Here is a 17335-nt window from a genome sequence, read left to right on the forward strand (position 1 = left end):
GCCGACGGATCCCCTTGAGGACAGCCAGTCGGCGTCGGTCAGTCCATGAGTCAGACCCACCCGGAGAAGCCACCAACATCCTCACTGTCAGTCCATGAATCGCCTTTTCCCCCTCGGAGCAGCACCCGTGCTGCTGATCACGGTGGTGGGCATCAGCGGCTGCGGCGCCGACGAGGCTCCGGAACCCGCCCAGAGCGCCACTACGGTGATCAGAACCGTCACTGAACCGCCGCCGGAGCCGACGACCACGGCACCCGCGTCTGTGGCACCACCGCCGACATCCCCCAGACCGTCGCCACCCCCGCCGACGACGGTCGCCGACGCGGCATCGGTCGTCCACGCGTATGTCGCCGCCATCAACGCCCAGGACTACCAACGGGCCTGGGATCTGGGCGGCAAGAACTTGTCCTCCTCCTACCCGGCCTTCGTCAACGGCTTCGCCACGACCGCCTACGACACGCTGCACATCCTCCGCACCACAGGGGACACCGTCTTGGTCCGGATGGAGGCCGCACAGACGGACGGCACGCTGCGGATCTTCGAGGGCACGTACACCGTGCGGGGCGGCATGATCGTGGGCGCGAACGTTCACGAGGTACCGGGGCCGAGCGCCAGTTCCCCTTACTACGAGAACTGCGACGAGGCAGAGGCGGCAGGCGCAGCACCGCTCGGTCCGAACGATCCCGGCTACGGACCGCACCTGGACCGGGACGGCGACGGGGTGGCATGCGAGCCGTACGTCCCGTGACCGAAGGACGCCTAAATCGGACCCGCTCCGATCAGAGGGCTTCCTTGTTCTCCTTGGGCACCTCTCCCGACCTGCTCACGGGCGGCTCGACGCTCCACGGGAAGTTGATCCACTCATCGGTCCGCTTCCAGACGTACTCGCACTTCACGAGGGAGTGGGACTTCTCGTAGATGACGGCGGAGCGGACCTCGGCGACGTGGTCGAGACAGAAGTCGTGGACCAGCTTCAGCGTCTTGCCGGTGTCGGCGACGTCGTCCGTGATCAGGACCTTCTTGTCGGAGAAGTCGATGGCGTTGGGGACGGGAGCGAGCATGACGGGCATCTCCAGCGTGGTCCCGACGCCCGTATAGAACTCCACGTTCACGAGATGGATGTTCTTGCAGTCGAGCGCGTAGGCGAGGCCGCCGGCGACGAAGACACCGCCGCGGGCAATGGAGAGCACGATGTCGGGCTCGTAGCCGTCGTCGGCGATGGTCTGGGCGAGCTCGCGGACCGCGGTGCCGAACCGCTCGTAGGTGAGGTTCTCGCGTACGTCGCTGCTCATGCTCACACCTGCGTCCGGTGGAAGTTGAGGTAGGACCGGGAGGCGGTGGGCCCGCGCTGCCCCTGGTAGCGGGAGCCGTAGCGCTCACTGCCGTAGGGGAACTCGGCGGGCGAGCTGAGCCGGAACATGCACAGCTGCCCGATCTTCATCCCGGGCCAGAGCTTGATCGGGAGGGTAGCGAGATTGCTGAGCTCAAGGGTGACGTGCCCCGAGAACCCGGGGTCGATAAACCCAGCGGTGGAATGAGTGACCAGCCCGAGCCGCCCCAGCGAACTCTTCCCCTCCAGCCGCGACGCGAGATCGTCGGGCAGGGAGATGACCTCGTAGGTGGAGGCGAGCACGAACTCACCGGGATGCAGGATGAACGGCTCATCCCCCTCGGGCTCGACCAGCCGCGTCAGATCGGCCTGCTCGACGGAGGGGTCGATGTGCGGGTACCGGTGGTTCTCGAACACCCGGAAGTAACGGTCCAGCCGCACATCGATGCTCGACGGCTGCACCATGGATTCGTCATAGGGATCGATCCGTACCCGCCCGGCGTCGATCTCGGCCCGGATGTCCTTGTCTGAGAGAAGCACGTCCCGAGGATACGCAAGGCGCGCGGACCGACCGAATCGGACGGCACCGCGCGCCTGGTACTCCCTTTTCCTACCGCTTCTCCAGGGCCACCGGCACGACACTGCGAAGCCGGGCACAGCGCGGACACCGGACCAGCCGTCCGGGACCGAGCCGCTCGGCCTGCTGCATCGGGAACGAGGCGGTGCTGAACACGTGCCCATCGGCACACTGGACGACGGTGCGCTCCATCAAGTCCTTTGAGTCCCTTCCCCAAGAGCCGCACCCGGCTGCTGCCCGCCGGGCGACGAAACCCCACATTACGGGATGAAAGGGACGGCCCTCCAGGCGGCACTCCGATCCCACCCGGACCCTCTCCAAGACCCCCACCGTACGCCCCAACTCCGGCCCCCCGCAGCCGCATCCCACTCCTGAAAACCAGTCAGGCCCCCGGGGTCCGAGCACCGGGGGCCAGCCATGAGGTAAAGTGAGCGAGCAGTCGGACACCGACTCCGGTCGGCGTCTTACGCGGGTGTAGTTTAATGGTAGAACATCAGCTTCCCAAGCTGAGAGCGCGAGTTCGATTCTCGTCACCCGCTCCATGTGAAACCCCCAGGCCACTGGCCCGGGGGTTGTTTGTTGTCCAGGCCAGTCGCCCGGTCGTATCGACGTCCCTCCCTCCATGACTTCCTGCCCTGGTCTCAGGGAGCGATCTTGTCCGGGCGCGCGGACAATGAGCACGAGGGATGCGTGGTTCCGCGGTTCGGAGGCCGTGGGACATGGGGTCAGTACGGCCATGACGATCGAAGAGCGGACTTCTCAGGTCGCGTGCCTTCCCGTTGAGGGCTCGCGTCGTCGCCCCGAGCCGGTGGAGGGCACGGGTCCGGCTGCGTAGCCGGATCTCCCGGCACATGGTTCGCGGGACGAATGGTGCGGCTGAGTGGCGTCTGCCGAGGCGGTGGTCAGGGCCGCGTACGACTTGCTCCGTGCTGTCGGCCGCACCGCCGCAGGCCAGGCGCCCGGGGCGCGCCGTGCTCACCCGGTCCAGCGAAGGGCTGATCCTGATGTCGGACGAGAGAAGCGAACGCATCGCGGACTTCATCGGGCCGCTCCGGGTGAAACCGGGGTCGAAGGTGCGGCTGGAGCGTGACTACGACCCTGGCTACAAGGCCGGTCTGAAGAAGCGGCACGGGATCGAGCTGCTGCGGACCGGGGTGTCGCTGCTGGCCGAGTACCAGGAGCGGCTGGCCGCCCAGGACACGTACGGTGTCCTGCTCTGTCTGCAGGCACTCGATGCCGGTGGCAAGGACGGGACGATCCGCCATGTGATGAGCGGCGTCAACCCCCAGGGCGTACGGGTCAGCAGCTTCAAGGTGCCCTCCGCCGCCGAACTCGACCACGACTACCTGTGGCGTTATGCCGCCCGGCTGCCCAAGCGCGGCGAGATCGCCATCTTCAATCGCTCGCACTACGAGGAGGTCCTCGTCGTACGGGTCCACCCCGAGAACCTCGTCCGGCAGAAGCTGCCGGACGGCACACGCGGGCCGGGCATCTGGGAGCGGCGCTACTGGGAGATCAACCACTGGGAGCGCTACCTCACGGACAACGGGTTCAAGGTGGTGAAGATCTTCCTCAACCTGTCCAAGGAGGAGCAGCGCACCCGCTTCCTGAAGCGGATCGACCTGCCGGAGAAGAACTGGAAGTTCTCCGCGGCCGACGTCCGGGAGCGGCGCCGCTGGGACGACTACCAGCTCGCGTTCTCCGAGATGCTGTCGGCCACGAGCACGAAGTGGGCGCCGTGGTACGTCGTGCCGGCGGACCGGAAGTGGTTCGCGCGGATCTGCGCAGCGGCGATCCTCGCGCACACCCTGATGGACATCGACCCTCAGTACCCCGACGTGGGGAAAGCGGCACGGAAGGAACTGCTCGTCACCAAGCGGGAGTTGGAGCGGGAGGCCCCCGTCGGGGCATCGGCCGATCCGTACGCCGACCGACATCCGTACGCCGACCGGCATCCGACCGCCGACCGGCATCCGTCCGCCAAGAAGAAGCGCGGCTAGGACCTGTCGGGCCGATGCGCGACCATCCCGGACGCGTCCGCGGCCACAGATCGGGCCACGCATCGGGCCACGCATCGGAGGCAGAACCATGGCGGTGCAGTCCAATTCCGTGGGGGAACAGCCTCGGCCGCATGGCTCTCCGGAGGATGACTGGTACGCGCGCGCTCCCGAGGAGGTCGTCGCGGCGTTCGGCGTCGATCCGGCGGTCGGTCTCCCGGAGGCACGGGCCGCGCAGCTCTTGACCACGCACGGCCCGAACGCGCTGCCCGAGGAGAAGCGGACTCCGGCCTGGCGCCGCTTCCTCCGGCAGTACCGCAGTTACATGCAGATCGTCCTCGTCGTCGCGGCCGTCGTCTCGCTGCTCATCGAGGAGTGGACCACCGCCATCCTGTTGATCGTCCTGACGCTGCTCAACGCGGTCGTGGGCCTGCGCCAGGAGGGCAAGGCCGAGAGCGCGATGAACGCGCTACAGTCGATGATGAAGGCGACGGCACGGGTACGCAGGGACGGCACGGAGGCCGAGATCCCCGCCGAACAGCTCGTCGTTGGTGACATCGTGCTCATCACCGCCGGTGACCAGGTCGCGGCGGACGGACGCCTCATCGAGGCCAGTGCCCTGCAGATCGACGAGTCGGCGCTCACCGGCGAGAGCGTGCCCGCCGCGAAGGACGCCGGCACCCTGCGGGGCCCCCTGCCCGCGCCCGGCGACCGGACGAACATGGCGTTCATGAACACCCCGGTCACCCACGGCAGCGGCGTACTCGTCGTCACCGCGACCGGTGCCGGAACCGAGGTCGGCAAGATCTCCGGAATGCTGTCGGCCACCGAGAAGGAGGTACCGCCGCTCACCAAGGAGCTCGACACCCTGACGCTGTGGATCACCGGGGCGGCCGCCCTGACCATGATCGTGATGTTCGCCCTGGGACGCCAGCGTGACCAGGCCTGGGACGTCCTGTTCGTCAGCGCGGTCTCGCTGGCCATCGCCGCCATCCCCGAGGCCCTGCCGACTGTGACCCAGGCGATCCTGTCGGTGGGCAGCCTCAACCTGGCGAAGCGGAACGCCATCGTGAAGGAACTGCCGTCGGTCGAGACCCTGGCGTTCACGTCGGCGATCAACTCGGACAAGACCGGCACCCTGACGATGAACCAGATGACCGTCGTCGAGGTGGTGAGTCCCACCGACCGGTACACCGTCTCGGGCACCGGATACGGGCTCGACGGGAAGATCCACCATGCCGCGGGTTCCTCCGCGGCATCGAGGACGCGATCCTGCCGTATGTGGTGGCCAGCGACGCGAAGCTGGTGGACGGGAAGGTAGTGGGCGATCCCACCGAGGGCGCGCTGCTGGTGCTCGCGCACAAGGCCGGGCTGGACGTCGATGCCACCAGGGAAGGTCTTCCCCGGCTCGCCACCCTGCCGTTCGACCCGGAGTACAAGCTGATGGCCACCTTCAACTCGGTGGTCGACGCCTCGGGGCGGCAGGGCGTCCGGTGCTTCGTCAAGGGCGCGGTCCCGGCGGTGGTGGCGCGGGCTGCCACCGCGCTCGCGGCGGGCGAGACCGTCCCGTGGGACGCCGAACTGATCGCGCGCGCCGAGGCGCAGACCGAGCGGATGGGCGGCGAGGGGCGCCGGGTGATGGCCGCGGCCACCCGGGATCTGGACCCGGCCGGCTTCGATCCGGACGGCGACCTGCTCGCGTACGTCACCGACCTGCGGATGACCAGTCTCGTCGGCATGGTCGATCCGCCCCGCGAGGACGCCAAGGCAGCCGTGGCCGGCGCGCAGGCGGGGCACATCCGGGTCCGTATGGTGACCGGTGACGACGTCACCACCGGCGCGGCGATCGCGCGGCAGCTCGGCATCCCTGGCGAGGCGGTCCTCGGCGCCGATTTCGCCGCCCTGAGCGAGGAGGAGCAGTTCGCCCGCATCGACGGCATCGGCGTGGTGGGGCGCGTCGCGCCGGAGCACAAGGTGCTGCTCGCCGACACGCTCAAGAAGAAGGGCGATGTCGTGGCGATGACCGGGGACGGCGTCAACGACGCGCCCGCCATCAAGGCCGCCGACATCGGTATCGCGATGGGCAGCGGGACGGACGTGGCGAAGAACGCCGGACGCATGATCCTGTCCGACGACAGGTTCGCCACCATCGTCTATGCCGTGGAACAGGGCCGGAGAATCTACGACAACCTCACGAAGTACATCCGGTTCGTCCTGCTCCTGCTGGTCACGTTCGTCCTGACCTTTCTCGGGGCCACCGTCTTCGACATCGCCGCCGGTGAGCCCTTCACCCCGCCGCAGGTGCTGTGGATCCACTTCGTGGTCAACGCCTCCTTCGGCTTCGCGCTGGGCTTCGACCGGGAGAGCCCCGGGCTCATGCTGCGCAGGCCGCGCCCGCGAGGGGAGTCGGTCCTGACCCGGCCCGTCCTGGTCACGGTCGCACTCGGCGGGCTGGCGATCACCGTCCTCCTGCTGGGGCTGATCAAGCTGGGGCAGGCCCTGTTCGACAGCGTCGGGACCGGTCAGTCGATCGCGTTCACCGCCTTCGCCCTGTGTCTGATCGTGGCCGCGTTCGAGTGCCGCAGCGAGACGGAGTCGGTGCTGACGACGTCCACCTTCGACAGCAGGCAGATGAACTGGGTGGCGCTGGCCCAGTTCGTGCTCGCGGTGCTGGTGACGCAGATGGACGGGTTCCGCCGCGTCCTCGGTACGACCGAGATCAACGCGCGGCAGTTCGGCTGGGCGTTGCTGGCCGCCCTGGCGCTTCTGCTTCTGTGGGAACTGGGCAAGCTCCTGGCACGTCGGTCCAGAGGCGCCTGACGGGTCGGGACCGGTCGGAGAGGACCGGGAGCGGCAGGGCGGAACGAAGGGACCGTCTGTGACAACTCCACGCACCACCCCCGGACTTCTCTCGCGGTTGCGGGCTGTTCCCGGGATCCGTGCCGTGTCGTCGTACCGGCGGGAATGGCTGGTCAAGGATGTGGTCGCGGGAGTCGTCCTGACCACGCTGCTGGTCCCGCAGGGCATGGCGTACGCCGAGCTGGCGGGCCTGCCGCCCATCACCGGCCTCTACACGTCGGTTCTCTGCCTGCTCGGATACGCCGTGTGCGGGCCGTCCCGGATCCTGGTGCTGGGCCCTGATTCCTCGCTGGGGCCGATGATCGCCGCCACCGTGCTCCCCTTGGTGGCGGCCGACGGGGACCCCGACCGGGCCGTCGCGCTGGCGTCGGTGCTCGCGCTCATGGTGGCGGCCATCATGATCCTCGCCTCGGTGGCGAAGCTCGGGTTCATCGCCGACCTGATCTCCAAGCCGACGATGATCGGCTACATGAACGGCCTGGCCCTGACCATTCTGATCGGTCAGCTGCCCAAGCTGCTCGGTTTCAAGGTCGAGGCGGACAACCTGATCGGCGAGTGCGTCGGCTTCGTACAGAAACTCGCCGACGGGGCGGCGGTGCCGGCCGCCGCCGCGGTGGGTGTCGGCGGGATCGTCGTGATCCTGGTCCTGCAACGCCTGATGCCGAAGATCCCGGCCGTGCTCGCGATGGTGGTCCTGACGATCGCCGCGGCCACCGTCTTCGACCTCGGCGAGCACGGTGTCAGCCTGGTCGGTGAACTGCCGGAAGGCTTCCCGCCGTTCACGATCCCCGACATCCGGCCCGCCGACCTGGCGCCGCTGTTCGCCGGTGCGCTGGGCATCGCCCTGGTGTCCCTGGCCGACACGATCTCCAACGCGTCGGCCTTCGCGGCCCGCACGGGGCAGGAGGTCCGCGGCAACCAGGAGATGGCGGGGATCGGTGTGGCCAACCTCGCGGCCGGTCTCTTCCAGGGCTTCCCGGTCAGCACGAGCGGATCCCGTACGGCGGTCGCGGAGCGCGCGGGGGCCAGAAGCCAGCTCACCGGGGTCGTCGGAGCGGCGCTCATCGTCCTCATGCTCGTGCTGGTTCCGGGCCTGTTCCGCAATCTCCCCCAGCCGGCCCTCGCGGCCGTGGTCATCACCGCGTCACTCTCCCTTGCCGACCTCCCCGGAGTGGTACGGCTGTGGCGGCAACGCCGGGCGGAGTTCCTGCTGTGCCTCTCGGCCTTCGCCGGGGTGGCCCTGCTCGGCGTACTGCCCGGCATCGCCATCGCCGTGGCCCTGTCCGTACTCAACGTCTTCCGGCGCGCCTGGTGGCCGTACAACACCGTGCTGGGGCGGGTGCGGGGCCTGGAGGGCTACCACGACATCCGCTCCTACCCGCAGGCCCTGAACCTGCCGGGCCTGGTGATCTACCGGTTCGACGCCCCGCTCTTCTTCGCCAACGCCAAGGCCTTCCGCGACGAGATCAGGCGTCTGGCCGACGCCGACCCGCGGCCGAGCTGGATCGTGATCGCGGCGGAGCCCATGACCGACGTGGACACCACCGCCGCCGACGTCCTGGAGGAACTCGACGAGAACCTCAACGCCCGGGACGTGCATCTGGTGTTCGCCGAGCTCAAGGACCCCGTGCGGCGCAAGATCGAACGGTACGGGCTCACCCGCACCATCGACCCCCAGCACTTCTTCCCCACCGTGGAGGCCGCCGTCGCCGCCTTCCGCCTGCGCACCGGGGCGGAGTGGACGCCCCACACCACCGACGAGCGGTGACCGCGCTTCAGCCGGGTGGAATCCGTTCGCGTGGTTGCTGGTCGCGCAGCCAAGGCCAGCCGTACGGCTCCAGGGTCCGGCACAGCTGGCCCACGCGACGTCGGTGGTGCCGGTCAGTCGTCGGCGAGGTGTTTGATCTTCTCGAACGGGTACGCCCCTACGATCACCACAGCCATGCCGTAGAGCGCGAAGATCGCCAGGCCCCACGTGGAGATCGACTTGCCGCCGCCGCTGAGGACGACGCTGCCGATCGGCACGAGTGGCGCCGCGCTGAGTACGGCGGCGCCGGTGCACCAGAAAGCCACTGTAGGCCATGGGTACCTCTGGGTCTCGTCGTGCCGGGGCGAGCTGGCGGATGTACTTGATGATGAAGGCGGTGACCATATTGACGGCCTTGTTCTTGACCCGGCCGGGAAGGACCCCAGGGCTTGCGTCCGGTCGCACGGGCGGCTTCCGTCGGCACGCGGTCGCGGTCACGCCTGCGGCGGCCCCGCATTGACACCCGTCGGCACGCCACGTTGACTGGCCGCACGGCTTACGGCCACGCCGCTATGGACATCCGGCACTACGCACAGGAGAGCGGCACTTGATGATGTACGACCAGACACGCGCCCAGCAGCCCGCCGACCAGCCCCGGGGTGTGTCCGGGCGCCGTGCGCCGGGACCGGAGCCCGTGTTCCCGGCGGACGAGCGGGAGAAGGTCCTGCGTCGGCTCGGGCGGGCGCTGAACACGTTCCCCGACGCCCCGCTCGACTCTTTGGAGGAGTGCGAGGGCGCCTTCGACGAGGCCACCGCCGAGCTCATGGCGGCCCTTGCCGAGCAGCGCCGGATCCTGCGGGCCGGCTGGGAGGGCAAGGACCCGGAAACCGACGCCGCCGAACTCCATCTCGCGGTGCGGCGGTACCGGGAGATCACCCAGCGGCTGCTGGGGCTCTAGGGGTCGTACGACGCCACTGCCGCCATCAGGTATTCCGCGTCCGCCGGGGCCAGTTCGGGGGGTACGACCAGCAAGTCCCGGCGGGTGTCGTCGGGTTGGAACAGGCCCACCGTGTGGCGGCGGCGCCAGGCGGACTCCCCGCGCAGGCGGACGACGTGGTGGCCGACCAGGATGCGGCCCGGCGCCTCGGCCCACATCTGGGTGTTCACCGTAACGGTGACGATCTTTCCCCATTCCGGGGGCAAGGCGCTGATCAGGGACGGGAGTTCGGCGAGCAGGTGGTGGGAGCGGGGCCACCACGCGCCGTCGACGCGCAGGGACACAGCGCCTCGCGGGGCCAGCCGCAGACGGGCCATGGGGAGGGAGGACGCCATCAGGGCACTCCTGTCTGGGACCCGGCCCGTGGCCGTGCCCGGGTGTCCTCCCACCGTAACCCCGCACGCCGGGAAAGGCTCCGTCGCCGACGAGCTCGGCGTTCTCGCTCCTCGTCAGCCCGGAACAACCGTGGTAGCGTCGATTATTCGGTCATCAAAACATCTGGCTTGCCAACTCCCTTTCTTGTTTCGATGAAATTCGCTGGGCTCCATGGATTCCGCGCATTCCGCGCATTCCGCGTATTCCGTGGATTCCATGGATTGCATGACTTTTCGGCTGTTTCCGGTGCCTCCTAGGGCCGTTGCAACCACCGGCCCCGGTCGGTTTTCCCGTTCAACCCCGTGGAGGCATCATGCGCTGCGTCATCGCCCGCTATCCCTTCGACTTCACCAAGTTCGAGGTCGAGCAGTCGATGTCGGGCGTCAAGCCCGAAGCGGTCACCGGGGTGTCGGTGACCGTCAACCGCCGCGTCTACCCCGTCATGCAGGTCGGGGAAGTGATCACCCGGCAGAACCGCCGCGACTTCACCTCGGGCGAGGTCCGCAGGGCGCTCACCCGGCTCGGTTTCACCTGCCACGACGCCCCGGCCGCCCCGCCCGTGCAGCGGGCCGAGCCCTGGCCGGGGACGGGCACGGGGCTCATGGGCTGAGGACCAGGGCCCGGCACCTGGCGGACGGGTTCGCTCCTGGAGCCGCCGGTACGCACCGCCAGCCCCAGGAGCGCAGCGCTTCGAGCCTCCCGGTGTCGTCCCGGCATACGAGCGTGACGCCGAGGGCCGCCTCGTTATCGTCGAGCAGCCTCTTCTGCAGGCGTCGGGCGAGGTTCCAGTCGCGGCCCTGGTACTGCCGGTACGCCTCGGGCGGGACGACCGTCTCGGGGATGGCGAAGAGCCGTCCCGACGCGGCGAGTTGGTGCAGGCCGGTCGGCAAGTACGCGCCGATTCCGGCTTCCGCGCACCCCTCGGCCCGTACGGGGAATCCGTAGGCCAGTCCTACGGGGTCGGTGTTCCCTGCGAGCAGCAGGGCGAAGCCGGGGCGTCTTACGGCCGTCATCAGACGGTGCTGGAAGCGGGCGCGGGCCTCGTCCCCGCCGGCCGAGCAGTGGGTGTACACCTCGCCCAGCTCTTCCAGGCGGTCGGTGATCTGGCGTCGGGTCAGTGGCCGCAGCACCGCCCCTGCCCTGGGTGACGCGCCCCGTTCCCTGCTCGGCGGTTCCAGCACGTGCGCGGTCATGGCGCGGTCCCTGCTCCGGGAAGGCCACGACCGCCCCGGCATCGACGCTCACCGGGGACGGCACCGGCCGCGAGGGCCGGCGCGCGCGAGATCCTCGGTCCTTCCACCGTACTCCGGGCGGTTCCGTACCCCGGACGGCTCCGCACTCCGGTTCCGTGCCCACCACGGGAGGGACCGGCCCCGGCTACAGCGACTCCGCCAGGCCCGTGAGGCCTGATGGGCTGTCATGCCTCCGGTTCGAGGCGGACCGTCAGCAGGGCGACGTCGTCGTCGTTGTCCGTCGGGCGGGCCCGTGCCAGCAGTTCGTCCGCGAACGCCTCCAGTGGCCGGTGGGCCAGGGCCGCCGCGTGGTGGCGGAGGCGGGCGAGGCCCTCGTCCAGGGAGCAGGTCGGGGACTCGATCAGGCCGTCGGTGTAGAGGAGGAGGGTGGAGCCGGGGGGCAGTTCCGTCGTCGCGTCGGGGCGGGGGCGGTCGGGGGTGACGCCCAGGAGTATTCCGTGGCCGTCGGTGAGGTAGTCGGCCTCGCCGTCGGCGGTGATCAGGAGGGGCGGGGGGTGGCCCGCGTTGGTCCAGTTCAGCTCGTGGCCGCCGTCGGCTCTCCGGTGCACGCGCGCGAAGACCGACGTGGCCATGGAGACCTCGGCGATGTGCTGGGTCGCCTGGTCCAGCCACTCCACGATCCGGCTCGGCGGCTCCTGCTGGGACATGGCGTAGGCCCGGAGCATGTTGCGCAGCTGGGCCATCCCGGCCGCCGCCTCCAGGTCGTGGCCGACGACGTCGCCGACGGCGAGGGCGGTGGCGCCGTCCGGCAGGGTGAACGCGTCGTACCAGTCGCCGCCGACGTGGGAGGCGTCCGGCGCGGCCAGGTAGCGGGCGGTCATGGCGAGGCCCGGTGAGCGCGGCAGCTTCGGCAGCAGATGGCGCTGCATGGTCTCGGCGACCTGGCGCTGGCGCTGGTAGAGGCGGGCGTTCTCCAGGGCGAGGCTGGCGCGGCGGGCGATGTCCTCCAGCAGCGCGGTCTCCTTGGCGGTGAACCGTTCCGGCTGGTCGGCGCGGCCCAGGGTGAGGGCACCCAGCACCTCGTGCATGCTGCGCAGCGGGACCACGACCGCCGAGTGCATCCCGGTCGCCTTGAACAGGCGCCGCTGCTCCACCGCGATGTCGGAGTCGGGCGGGCCCTGGTAGGTCTCGGGCCCGGCGAGGGAGGACGCGACGCCGCGCAGGGCACGGGACAGGGGCATCGGGGACTCCGCCGGCACCGGCGGCATGGGGCCCTGGAGGTCGTCGCGGAAGACGAGGGTGCCGTTCTCGGCGTGGGCGACGGCGAAGCGTTCGACGTCCCCGCGCTCGTCGATGAGGTCGATGACGGACCAGTCGGCGATCCGGGGCACCACCAGGCTGATCAGGCGGCGCAGCGCCTCGTGGATGTCCAGCGTGGAGGTGAGCACGGTGGTCGTCTCGGCGAGCAGCGCGAGCCGTTCGAACTCGGAGAGCCAGCCGTACGTCGGTGGCCGCTGGGCGGGACGCTCGGGGCTCTCCGCAGAGTAGAAGAGGACGAGGGTGGCCTGTTCGCCGGTGATCGTCTCGCAGGGCGTGGCCAGCCAGCCCACCGGCACCAGTACGCCGTCCCCGCGCTCCAGCCACTCCTCCTCGCCCTGCTGCGGGCCGCCGCCGAGGACGCTGCGCCGCATCCGGCACCGGTCGCGCGGCATGGGTTCTCCGCGGCTGGTGCGGTGCAGCAGGTCGTGGGCGTCCTGGCCGACCAGGTGGGCGACGGGACGGCCCAGGAGCTGTTCGCCGTGCGTGTTCACGGCGATGATCAGGCCCTGCTCGTCCACCAGGCAGGCGCCCGTGCCCAGGCTGTCCAGAGCCCGGTCGAGCGCTTCCCGCGCACTGTCCGGGCGCATCATCGCCGCCTCCCGTCGCCGGAGCATCACCTCGGATCACACCTGTGACCCGGGTTCCCCCTGGGACCCTGCTTACCCGCGCAGGGCACGCACCACCACCCGGGGGCGGGGGCCAGGCCGCTCCGGAGCGCCCACCGTACCCCGTGGCCTCGCGTAGGCTGCGCCCCGTTCGTGCACGGTCCTGTACATCGGGGGAGAGACCGCAGGTCATGGCAACGGGGATACGGGGGCGGCGATGGCTGCCGAGCGGGCGGCTGCTCGTGGTCGTGGTGGCGGTGGTCGCCGTCGTGGCGGGCGGCGGCTGGGCGGCGAAGCCGGTGTGGCAGCCGTGGTGGTACGCCGAGCGGCTGTGCGGGGGCCATCTGTCGGGCGGTGAACTCGCCGACCTGCTGCCGACGGAACGGCTGCGGGCGGGCCGCGACACCTTCGGTTCCGGCAAGCCCGTACTGCGCTGCGGGGTGGACGAGGGCGACGGGCGGCACTTCGTCCTGCGCGTGGAGGCGCAGACCGACGCGGGCGCCCGCCTGGGCCCACTGGACATGGAGTTCTCCATCCCCAGGGACCTCACGTACCCCTTCCCCGCGTCCGTCCCCGGCTTCTACGGCAGTTTCGGCCCGGTGATCGTCCAGGACTGCCCGAAGCTCGGGCGCGATCCCGAGGGCCGCAGGCCCCGCCTGGTCACCAAGGTCTACAGCCATGGGGTGGAGGACGCCCCCTCGACCGCTTCCCTGCGTACGGCCGTGCGGATCGCCAACGGTGCCAACGCCGAGCTGGGCTGCGGTGCCGAACCGCTGCCGCTGCCGGACCGCGTCGAGCCCGTCAGGAAGCTCGCCCTGTCCCGGGCGGGGAACACCATGTGCGGCTGGCTGACGCGTACGACGCTGCCCAGGAGCCCCTCCGGCAAGGCCTGGCAGGTCGTCGCGCCCACCGACGACCGCGCCCCGATCACCAGTTGCTCGCTGATCGACTCCGGCACCGGCGAGTCCGCCGTCGACCTCTCCGGCTGGTACGGCGGCTGGACGACCGAGCCCTTCGCCCGGCTGCTCTCCAACAACGCACGGCTCCCGGACGACCGAAGCCCCCACGATGCCCTGCTCGGCACCGCCTTCGGCCGCGCCAAGGCCCGGTGCGCCGGGGAGGCGGCCAACTTCCTCGCCAACAGCTACACCCCGACGGGCACCGGATCGGCCCTGCCGATGAGCGACGTACGCAGACTCCTCGACGAGTTCGCCTCGGACCAGGCCGAACGCCGGGACTGCACCGATCTCGAACTGCCCGGACCGACCGTGTACCCGCGTCGGCACTGACACCCGGCGGGCGAGAACGTTCCGGCGAACGGGAACCTTGCGACGGCCGGGAACCTTGCGACGGCCGGGAACCTTCCGGCGACCGGGTCCGTTCGAGTCCTTACGGCAACTTGATCCGGGGAGGCGAGAGGTGTGCAGCAGCAGCTCCGCGCGCACTCCTCGCGTCCCGCCGCCGTCGTTCTGTCCGCGCTGCTCGCGGTCCTGACCGTCTTCCTGCCGGCGTCGGCCAAGTCGGCACTGGCGTCCCGGGCACCTGCCCCGGCCGGTACGACGGTCACGGCGGGTACTACACCCAGGGCCGGTACGACGGTCACGGCCGGTACGGCGCCCAGGGCCGGTACGACGCCCAGGGCCGGCACGACGGTCGGGGCCGTCCCGTCGGTCGTACGGGTCACCGTCACCGCCGACTCGCGCGCGAGCACCCCCGCCGCGACCCCCACCCCGGCCGCGCGCCCCGTCCTCGGCCCCGCCGAGACCGGGCCGTACCCCTTCCACGGCTTCCTGGGTCCGGGTGCCCAGGACAGCGCACCGCACCGCGCGGTCGGCGGCCCCGGTGGGGCCGTGGCGGACGGGGGCACCGGTGAAGGCCGGGACACCGACGCGCACCGGCCGCGCGGGCCGCCCTTCCGATGGAGCACCGAAGTCCTCGTCGACGCCTGACCCGCGCCTCTCCGCGCCCCGGGGCAGACGTCGGCTCCGTCTGCCTGCCCATCGTGGAGAACCCATGTCCCGTGCGCCCCTGTGGCGGGCGATCATCGCCCTAGGTGTGATCGCCGTATCGATCCTCGTCGCCCTCACCCAGTCCGCCCGCCTCGGCCTCGACCTGCGCGGCGGCACCCAGATCGTCCTGGAGACCAAGGACGCCCCCGGCGTCCGCGCCGACGCCGCCTCGACCCAGCGCGCCCTGGAGGTGCTGCGCCAGCGCGTCGACGCGCTCGGCGTGTCCGAACCGAGCCTGTACCGCTCCGGCGACAAGCGGATCTTCGTCGAGCTGCCCGGAGTGCAGGACCCACGCGAGGCCGCCGAGGTCATCGGCCGTACCGCGCAACTGACCGTCCACCCCGTGCAGGGCGTGACCGACAAGCAGGACAAGAAGACCGGGGCGGCCGAGGACGGCTCCCGCACCCTGCCCGACCCCGATCAGAAGGGCGCCTTCCTCCGGCTCGGGCCTACCGCGCTGACCGGTGAGGGCGTCAAGGACGCCGAGGCCAGGCTCGACCAGCAGGCGATGGCCGGCTGGACGGTCAACCTCTCCTTCCGCGGGCAGGCCGGCAAGGACTGGGCGCGGATCACCGGGGAGGCGGCGTGCGCGGCGCAGGGCGCCCCCGAGCGGCGGGTCGCCATCGTCCTGGACGGCAAGGTCCTGTCCGCCCCCGCCGTCAACCCGAGCGTGGCCTGCGACGTCGGTATCACCGGCGGCTCCACCCAGATCACCGGCGGCTTCGACAAGGACGAGGCCCACGACCTGGCCGCGCTCGTCAAGGGCGGCGCGCTGCCGGTGCCGGTGGACGTCGTCGAGCAGCGCACCGTCGGCCCCACGCTCGGCGCCGACGCCATCGAGGCCAGCACGCAGGCAGCGATCATCGGGCTCGCCCTGACCGGCCTGTTCATCGTCGTCGTCTACCGGCTCCTCGGCGCCCTCGCCACGATCGCGCTCGCCCTGTACGGCCTGATCTCCTACGCCGCACTCGTCGCCCTCGGCGCCACCCTCACCCTGCCCGGCCTCGCCGGGTTCGTACTGGCGATCGGCATGGCGGTGGACGCCAATGTGCTGGTCTTCGAGCGGGCGAGGGAGGAGTACGTCGGCGCCCGTCTGCTCAAGTCCGCCTCGGCGCGCCTGGACAAGCCGCTGCGCACCGGCTTCCGCGAGACCTTCAGCGCCATCCTCGACTCCAACATCACCACGCTGCTCGCGGCCGGACTGCTGTTCTTCTTCGCCACCGGGCCGGTGAAGGGCTTCGGCGTCACCCTCTGCATCGGCGTCCTGGTCTCGATGATCTCGGCGCTCGTGATCACCCGCGTCCTCGCCGACTTCGCAATCGGGCGCCGCTCCGTGCGCGGGCGGCCCGGCCTGACCGGGATCACCTCCACCGGCCGGGTACGGGCCTGGCTCGCCCGGCGCGAACCCCGGCTGGTGCGCCACCGGCGCCGTTGGCTCGGCCTGAGCGGGCTGCTGATCGCGGTCGCGGTCGCCGGGATCGGGCTGCGCGGGCTGGAGTTCGGGGTGGAGTTCACCGGCGGGCGGCTGGTGGAGTACAGCACCAGCAGGCCGGTCGACGTGGACACCGCCCGCGAGGCGGTCGCGGACGCCGGGTTCCCGCGCGCGGTGGTGCAGGAGTCCGGGGACGGGGACATCTCCGTACGCACCGGTGAGCTGAGCAATGACGAGCAGCACGCGATCAAGTCGGCGCTTGCCGAGGCGGGCGGTGAAGTCACCGTCGAGCGGGACGAGATGATCGGCCCGAGCCTCGGTGACGAGTTGCGCCGCAACGCGCTCATCGCGCTCGGCATCGCCGTCGCGGCCCAGATGATCTACCTCAGCGTGCGCTTCCGGTGGACGTTCGCCGCGGCGGCGGTGTCGGCCATGGTGCACGACGTGCTGCTGGTGGTGGGCCTGTTCGCCTGGCTCGGCAAGCCCGTCGACAGCGTCTTCCTGGCGGCCCTGCTCACGGTCATCGGGTACTCCGTCAACGACACCGTCGTCGTCTTCGACCGGGTGCGCGAGGCGCGGCGCCGGGACCCGTCGGCGGGCCTGGAGACCACGGCCGACAGGGCCGTCGTCCAGACGCTGCCGCGCACCGTCAACACCGGTATGGGCGCGCTGTTCATCCTGGCGGCGCTGGCCTTCCTCGGCGGGGACTCGCTCGCGGACTTCTCCGTCGCGCTGATCGCGGGCGTGGTGATCGGCATGGCGTCGACGGTGTTCACGGCGGTGCCGATCGCGGTGCAGTTGGAGGGGCGGTATCCGGGGCCCGCATTGCCTGCGGTGCCTGCCAGGCGGGCGGAGGGCAGGGAGCGGCGGGGGTCGGGGGCGGTGGTCTGAGGG

The 17335-nt window shown here is 70.6% G+C and carries 14 protein-coding genes, 1 tRNA gene and 1 pseudogene; 10 read left to right on the forward strand and 6 right to left on the reverse strand.

Features of this window, described 5'->3' with window-relative positions; all coding sequences use genetic code 11:
* Positions 1–94: 94 nt before the first annotated feature.
* Positions 95–748 (forward strand): excalibur calcium-binding domain-containing protein, encoded by a 654-nt coding sequence (locus ACZ7L7_RS15095; RefSeq protein ID WP_285514345.1) that lies wholly within the window; start codon positions 95–97, stop codon positions 746–748.
* Between the two features lie 31 nt (positions 749–779).
* Here the strand turns inward: ACZ7L7_RS15095 and ACZ7L7_RS15100 are convergent, their stop codons facing one another.
* Positions 780–1292, reverse strand: coding sequence for a phosphoribosyltransferase (locus tag ACZ7L7_RS15100; protein ID WP_285514346.1), 513 nt, complete (start codon positions 1290–1292; stop codon positions 780–782).
* Between the two features lie 2 nt (positions 1293–1294).
* On the reverse strand, positions 1295–1870 hold the full coding sequence (gene dcd, locus ACZ7L7_RS15105) for a dCTP deaminase (protein ID WP_285514347.1): 576 nt from the start codon (positions 1868–1870) through the stop codon (positions 1295–1297).
* Positions 1871–2375: 505 nt separating this feature from the next.
* Between dcd and ACZ7L7_RS15110 the strand changes: the two genes are divergently transcribed.
* From ACZ7L7_RS15110 to ACZ7L7_RS15125, 4 genes and pseudogenes are all read left to right on the forward strand, one after another.
* Positions 2376–2449, forward strand: a tRNA-Gly gene (locus ACZ7L7_RS15110).
* Positions 2450–2833: 384 nt separating this feature from the next.
* Positions 2834–3907, forward strand: a complete 1074-nt coding sequence (locus ACZ7L7_RS15115) for a polyphosphate kinase 2 family protein (RefSeq protein WP_453608516.1) — start codon at positions 2834–2836, stop codon at positions 3905–3907.
* 88 nt (positions 3908–3995) lie between these two features.
* A pseudogene (locus tag ACZ7L7_RS15120) lies at positions 3996–6724 on the forward strand (cation-translocating P-type ATPase).
* Between the two features lie 97 nt (positions 6725–6821).
* Entirely contained in the window at positions 6822–8531 is a 1710-nt protein-coding gene (locus ACZ7L7_RS15125) for a SulP family inorganic anion transporter (protein WP_472076204.1), read from the forward strand.
* Between the two features lie 113 nt (positions 8532–8644).
* Here the strand turns inward: ACZ7L7_RS15125 and ACZ7L7_RS15130 are convergent, their stop codons facing one another.
* On the reverse strand, positions 8645–8836 hold the full coding sequence (locus tag ACZ7L7_RS15130) for a hypothetical protein (protein ID WP_453608519.1): 192 nt from the start codon (positions 8834–8836) through the stop codon (positions 8645–8647).
* A 284-nt stretch (positions 8837–9120) separates the two neighbouring features.
* Here ACZ7L7_RS15130 and ACZ7L7_RS15135 point away from each other — a divergent pair, with 284 nt between their 5' ends.
* Complete coding sequence (locus tag ACZ7L7_RS15135) at positions 9121–9468, forward strand: hypothetical protein (protein WP_453608522.1); 348 nt, start codon at positions 9121–9123, stop codon at positions 9466–9468.
* On the opposite strand, the gene ACZ7L7_RS15140 is transcribed toward ACZ7L7_RS15135, so the two are convergent.
* Positions 9465–9842: a DUF5994 family protein gene (locus ACZ7L7_RS15140; protein ID WP_285515652.1), complete on the reverse strand. Its 378-nt coding sequence runs from the start codon at positions 9840–9842 to the stop codon at positions 9465–9467. The two genes, ACZ7L7_RS15135 and ACZ7L7_RS15140, sit on opposite strands and share 4 nt — an antisense overlap.
* Positions 9843–10195: 353 nt before the next feature.
* On the opposite strand from ACZ7L7_RS15140, the gene ACZ7L7_RS15145 reads away from it, so the two are divergent.
* Entirely contained in the window at positions 10196–10492 is a 297-nt protein-coding gene (locus tag ACZ7L7_RS15145; RefSeq protein WP_285515651.1) for an SCO5918 family protein, read from the forward strand.
* Here the strand turns inward: ACZ7L7_RS15145 and ACZ7L7_RS15150 are convergent.
* On the reverse strand, positions 10482–11075 hold the full coding sequence (locus ACZ7L7_RS15150; protein ID WP_285515649.1) for a hypothetical protein: 594 nt from the start codon (positions 11073–11075) through the stop codon (positions 10482–10484). The genes ACZ7L7_RS15145 and ACZ7L7_RS15150 overlap by 11 nt on opposite strands.
* 224 nt (positions 11076–11299) lie before the next feature.
* Positions 11300–12985 (reverse strand): PP2C family protein-serine/threonine phosphatase, encoded by a 1686-nt coding sequence (locus tag ACZ7L7_RS15155; RefSeq protein ID WP_472076053.1) that lies wholly within the window; start codon positions 12983–12985, stop codon positions 11300–11302.
* Positions 12986–13191: 206 nt separating this feature from the next.
* Between ACZ7L7_RS15155 and ACZ7L7_RS15160 the strand changes: the two genes are divergently transcribed.
* From ACZ7L7_RS15160 to secD, 3 genes are all read left to right on the forward strand, one after another.
* The gene (locus tag ACZ7L7_RS15160) at positions 13192–14289 is read left to right on the forward strand and encodes a hypothetical protein (RefSeq protein ID WP_471592712.1); all 1098 of its coding nucleotides are present in this window, start codon (positions 13192–13194) and stop codon (positions 14287–14289) included.
* A 132-nt stretch (positions 14290–14421) separates the two neighbouring features.
* On the forward strand, positions 14422–14949 hold the full coding sequence (locus tag ACZ7L7_RS15165; RefSeq protein WP_471592713.1) for a hypothetical protein: 528 nt from the start codon (positions 14422–14424) through the stop codon (positions 14947–14949).
* A gap of 64 nt (positions 14950–15013) precedes the next feature.
* Positions 15014–17332, forward strand: coding sequence for a protein translocase subunit SecD (gene secD, locus ACZ7L7_RS15170; protein ID WP_472076055.1), 2319 nt, complete (start codon positions 15014–15016; stop codon positions 17330–17332).
* Positions 17333–17335: the final 3 nt, after the last annotated feature.

The sequence above is a fragment of the Streptomyces sp. NPDC110618 genome (assembly GCF_055657065.1).

Excerpts from the sequence above, each read along its gene's own strand:
- ACZ7L7_RS15095 (WP_285514345.1), top strand. The coding sequence starts at position 95 with ATGAATCGCCTTTTCCCCCTCGGAGCAGCACCCGTGCTGCTGATCACG.
- ACZ7L7_RS15150 (WP_285515649.1), bottom strand. The coding sequence starts at position 11,075 with ATGACCGCGCACGTGCTGGAACCGCCGAGCAGGGAACGGGGCGCGTCA.
- ACZ7L7_RS15100 (WP_285514346.1), bottom strand. The coding sequence starts at position 1,292 with ATGAGCAGCGACGTACGCGAGAACCTCACCTACGAGCGGTTCGGCACC.
- ACZ7L7_RS15135 (WP_453608522.1), top strand. The coding sequence starts at position 9,121 with ATGATGTACGACCAGACACGCGCCCAGCAGCCCGCCGACCAGCCCCGG.
- secD (WP_472076055.1), top strand. The coding sequence starts at position 15,014 with ATGTCCCGTGCGCCCCTGTGGCGGGCGATCATCGCCCTAGGTGTGATC.
- ACZ7L7_RS15155 (WP_472076053.1), bottom strand. The coding sequence starts at position 12,985 with ATGATGCGCCCGGACAGTGCGCGGGAAGCGCTCGACCGGGCTCTGGAC.
- ACZ7L7_RS15145 (WP_285515651.1), top strand. The coding sequence starts at position 10,196 with ATGCGCTGCGTCATCGCCCGCTATCCCTTCGACTTCACCAAGTTCGAG.
- ACZ7L7_RS15160 (WP_471592712.1), top strand. The coding sequence starts at position 13,192 with ATGGCAACGGGGATACGGGGGCGGCGATGGCTGCCGAGCGGGCGGCTG.
- ACZ7L7_RS15140 (WP_285515652.1), bottom strand. The coding sequence starts at position 9,842 with ATGGCGTCCTCCCTCCCCATGGCCCGTCTGCGGCTGGCCCCGCGAGGC.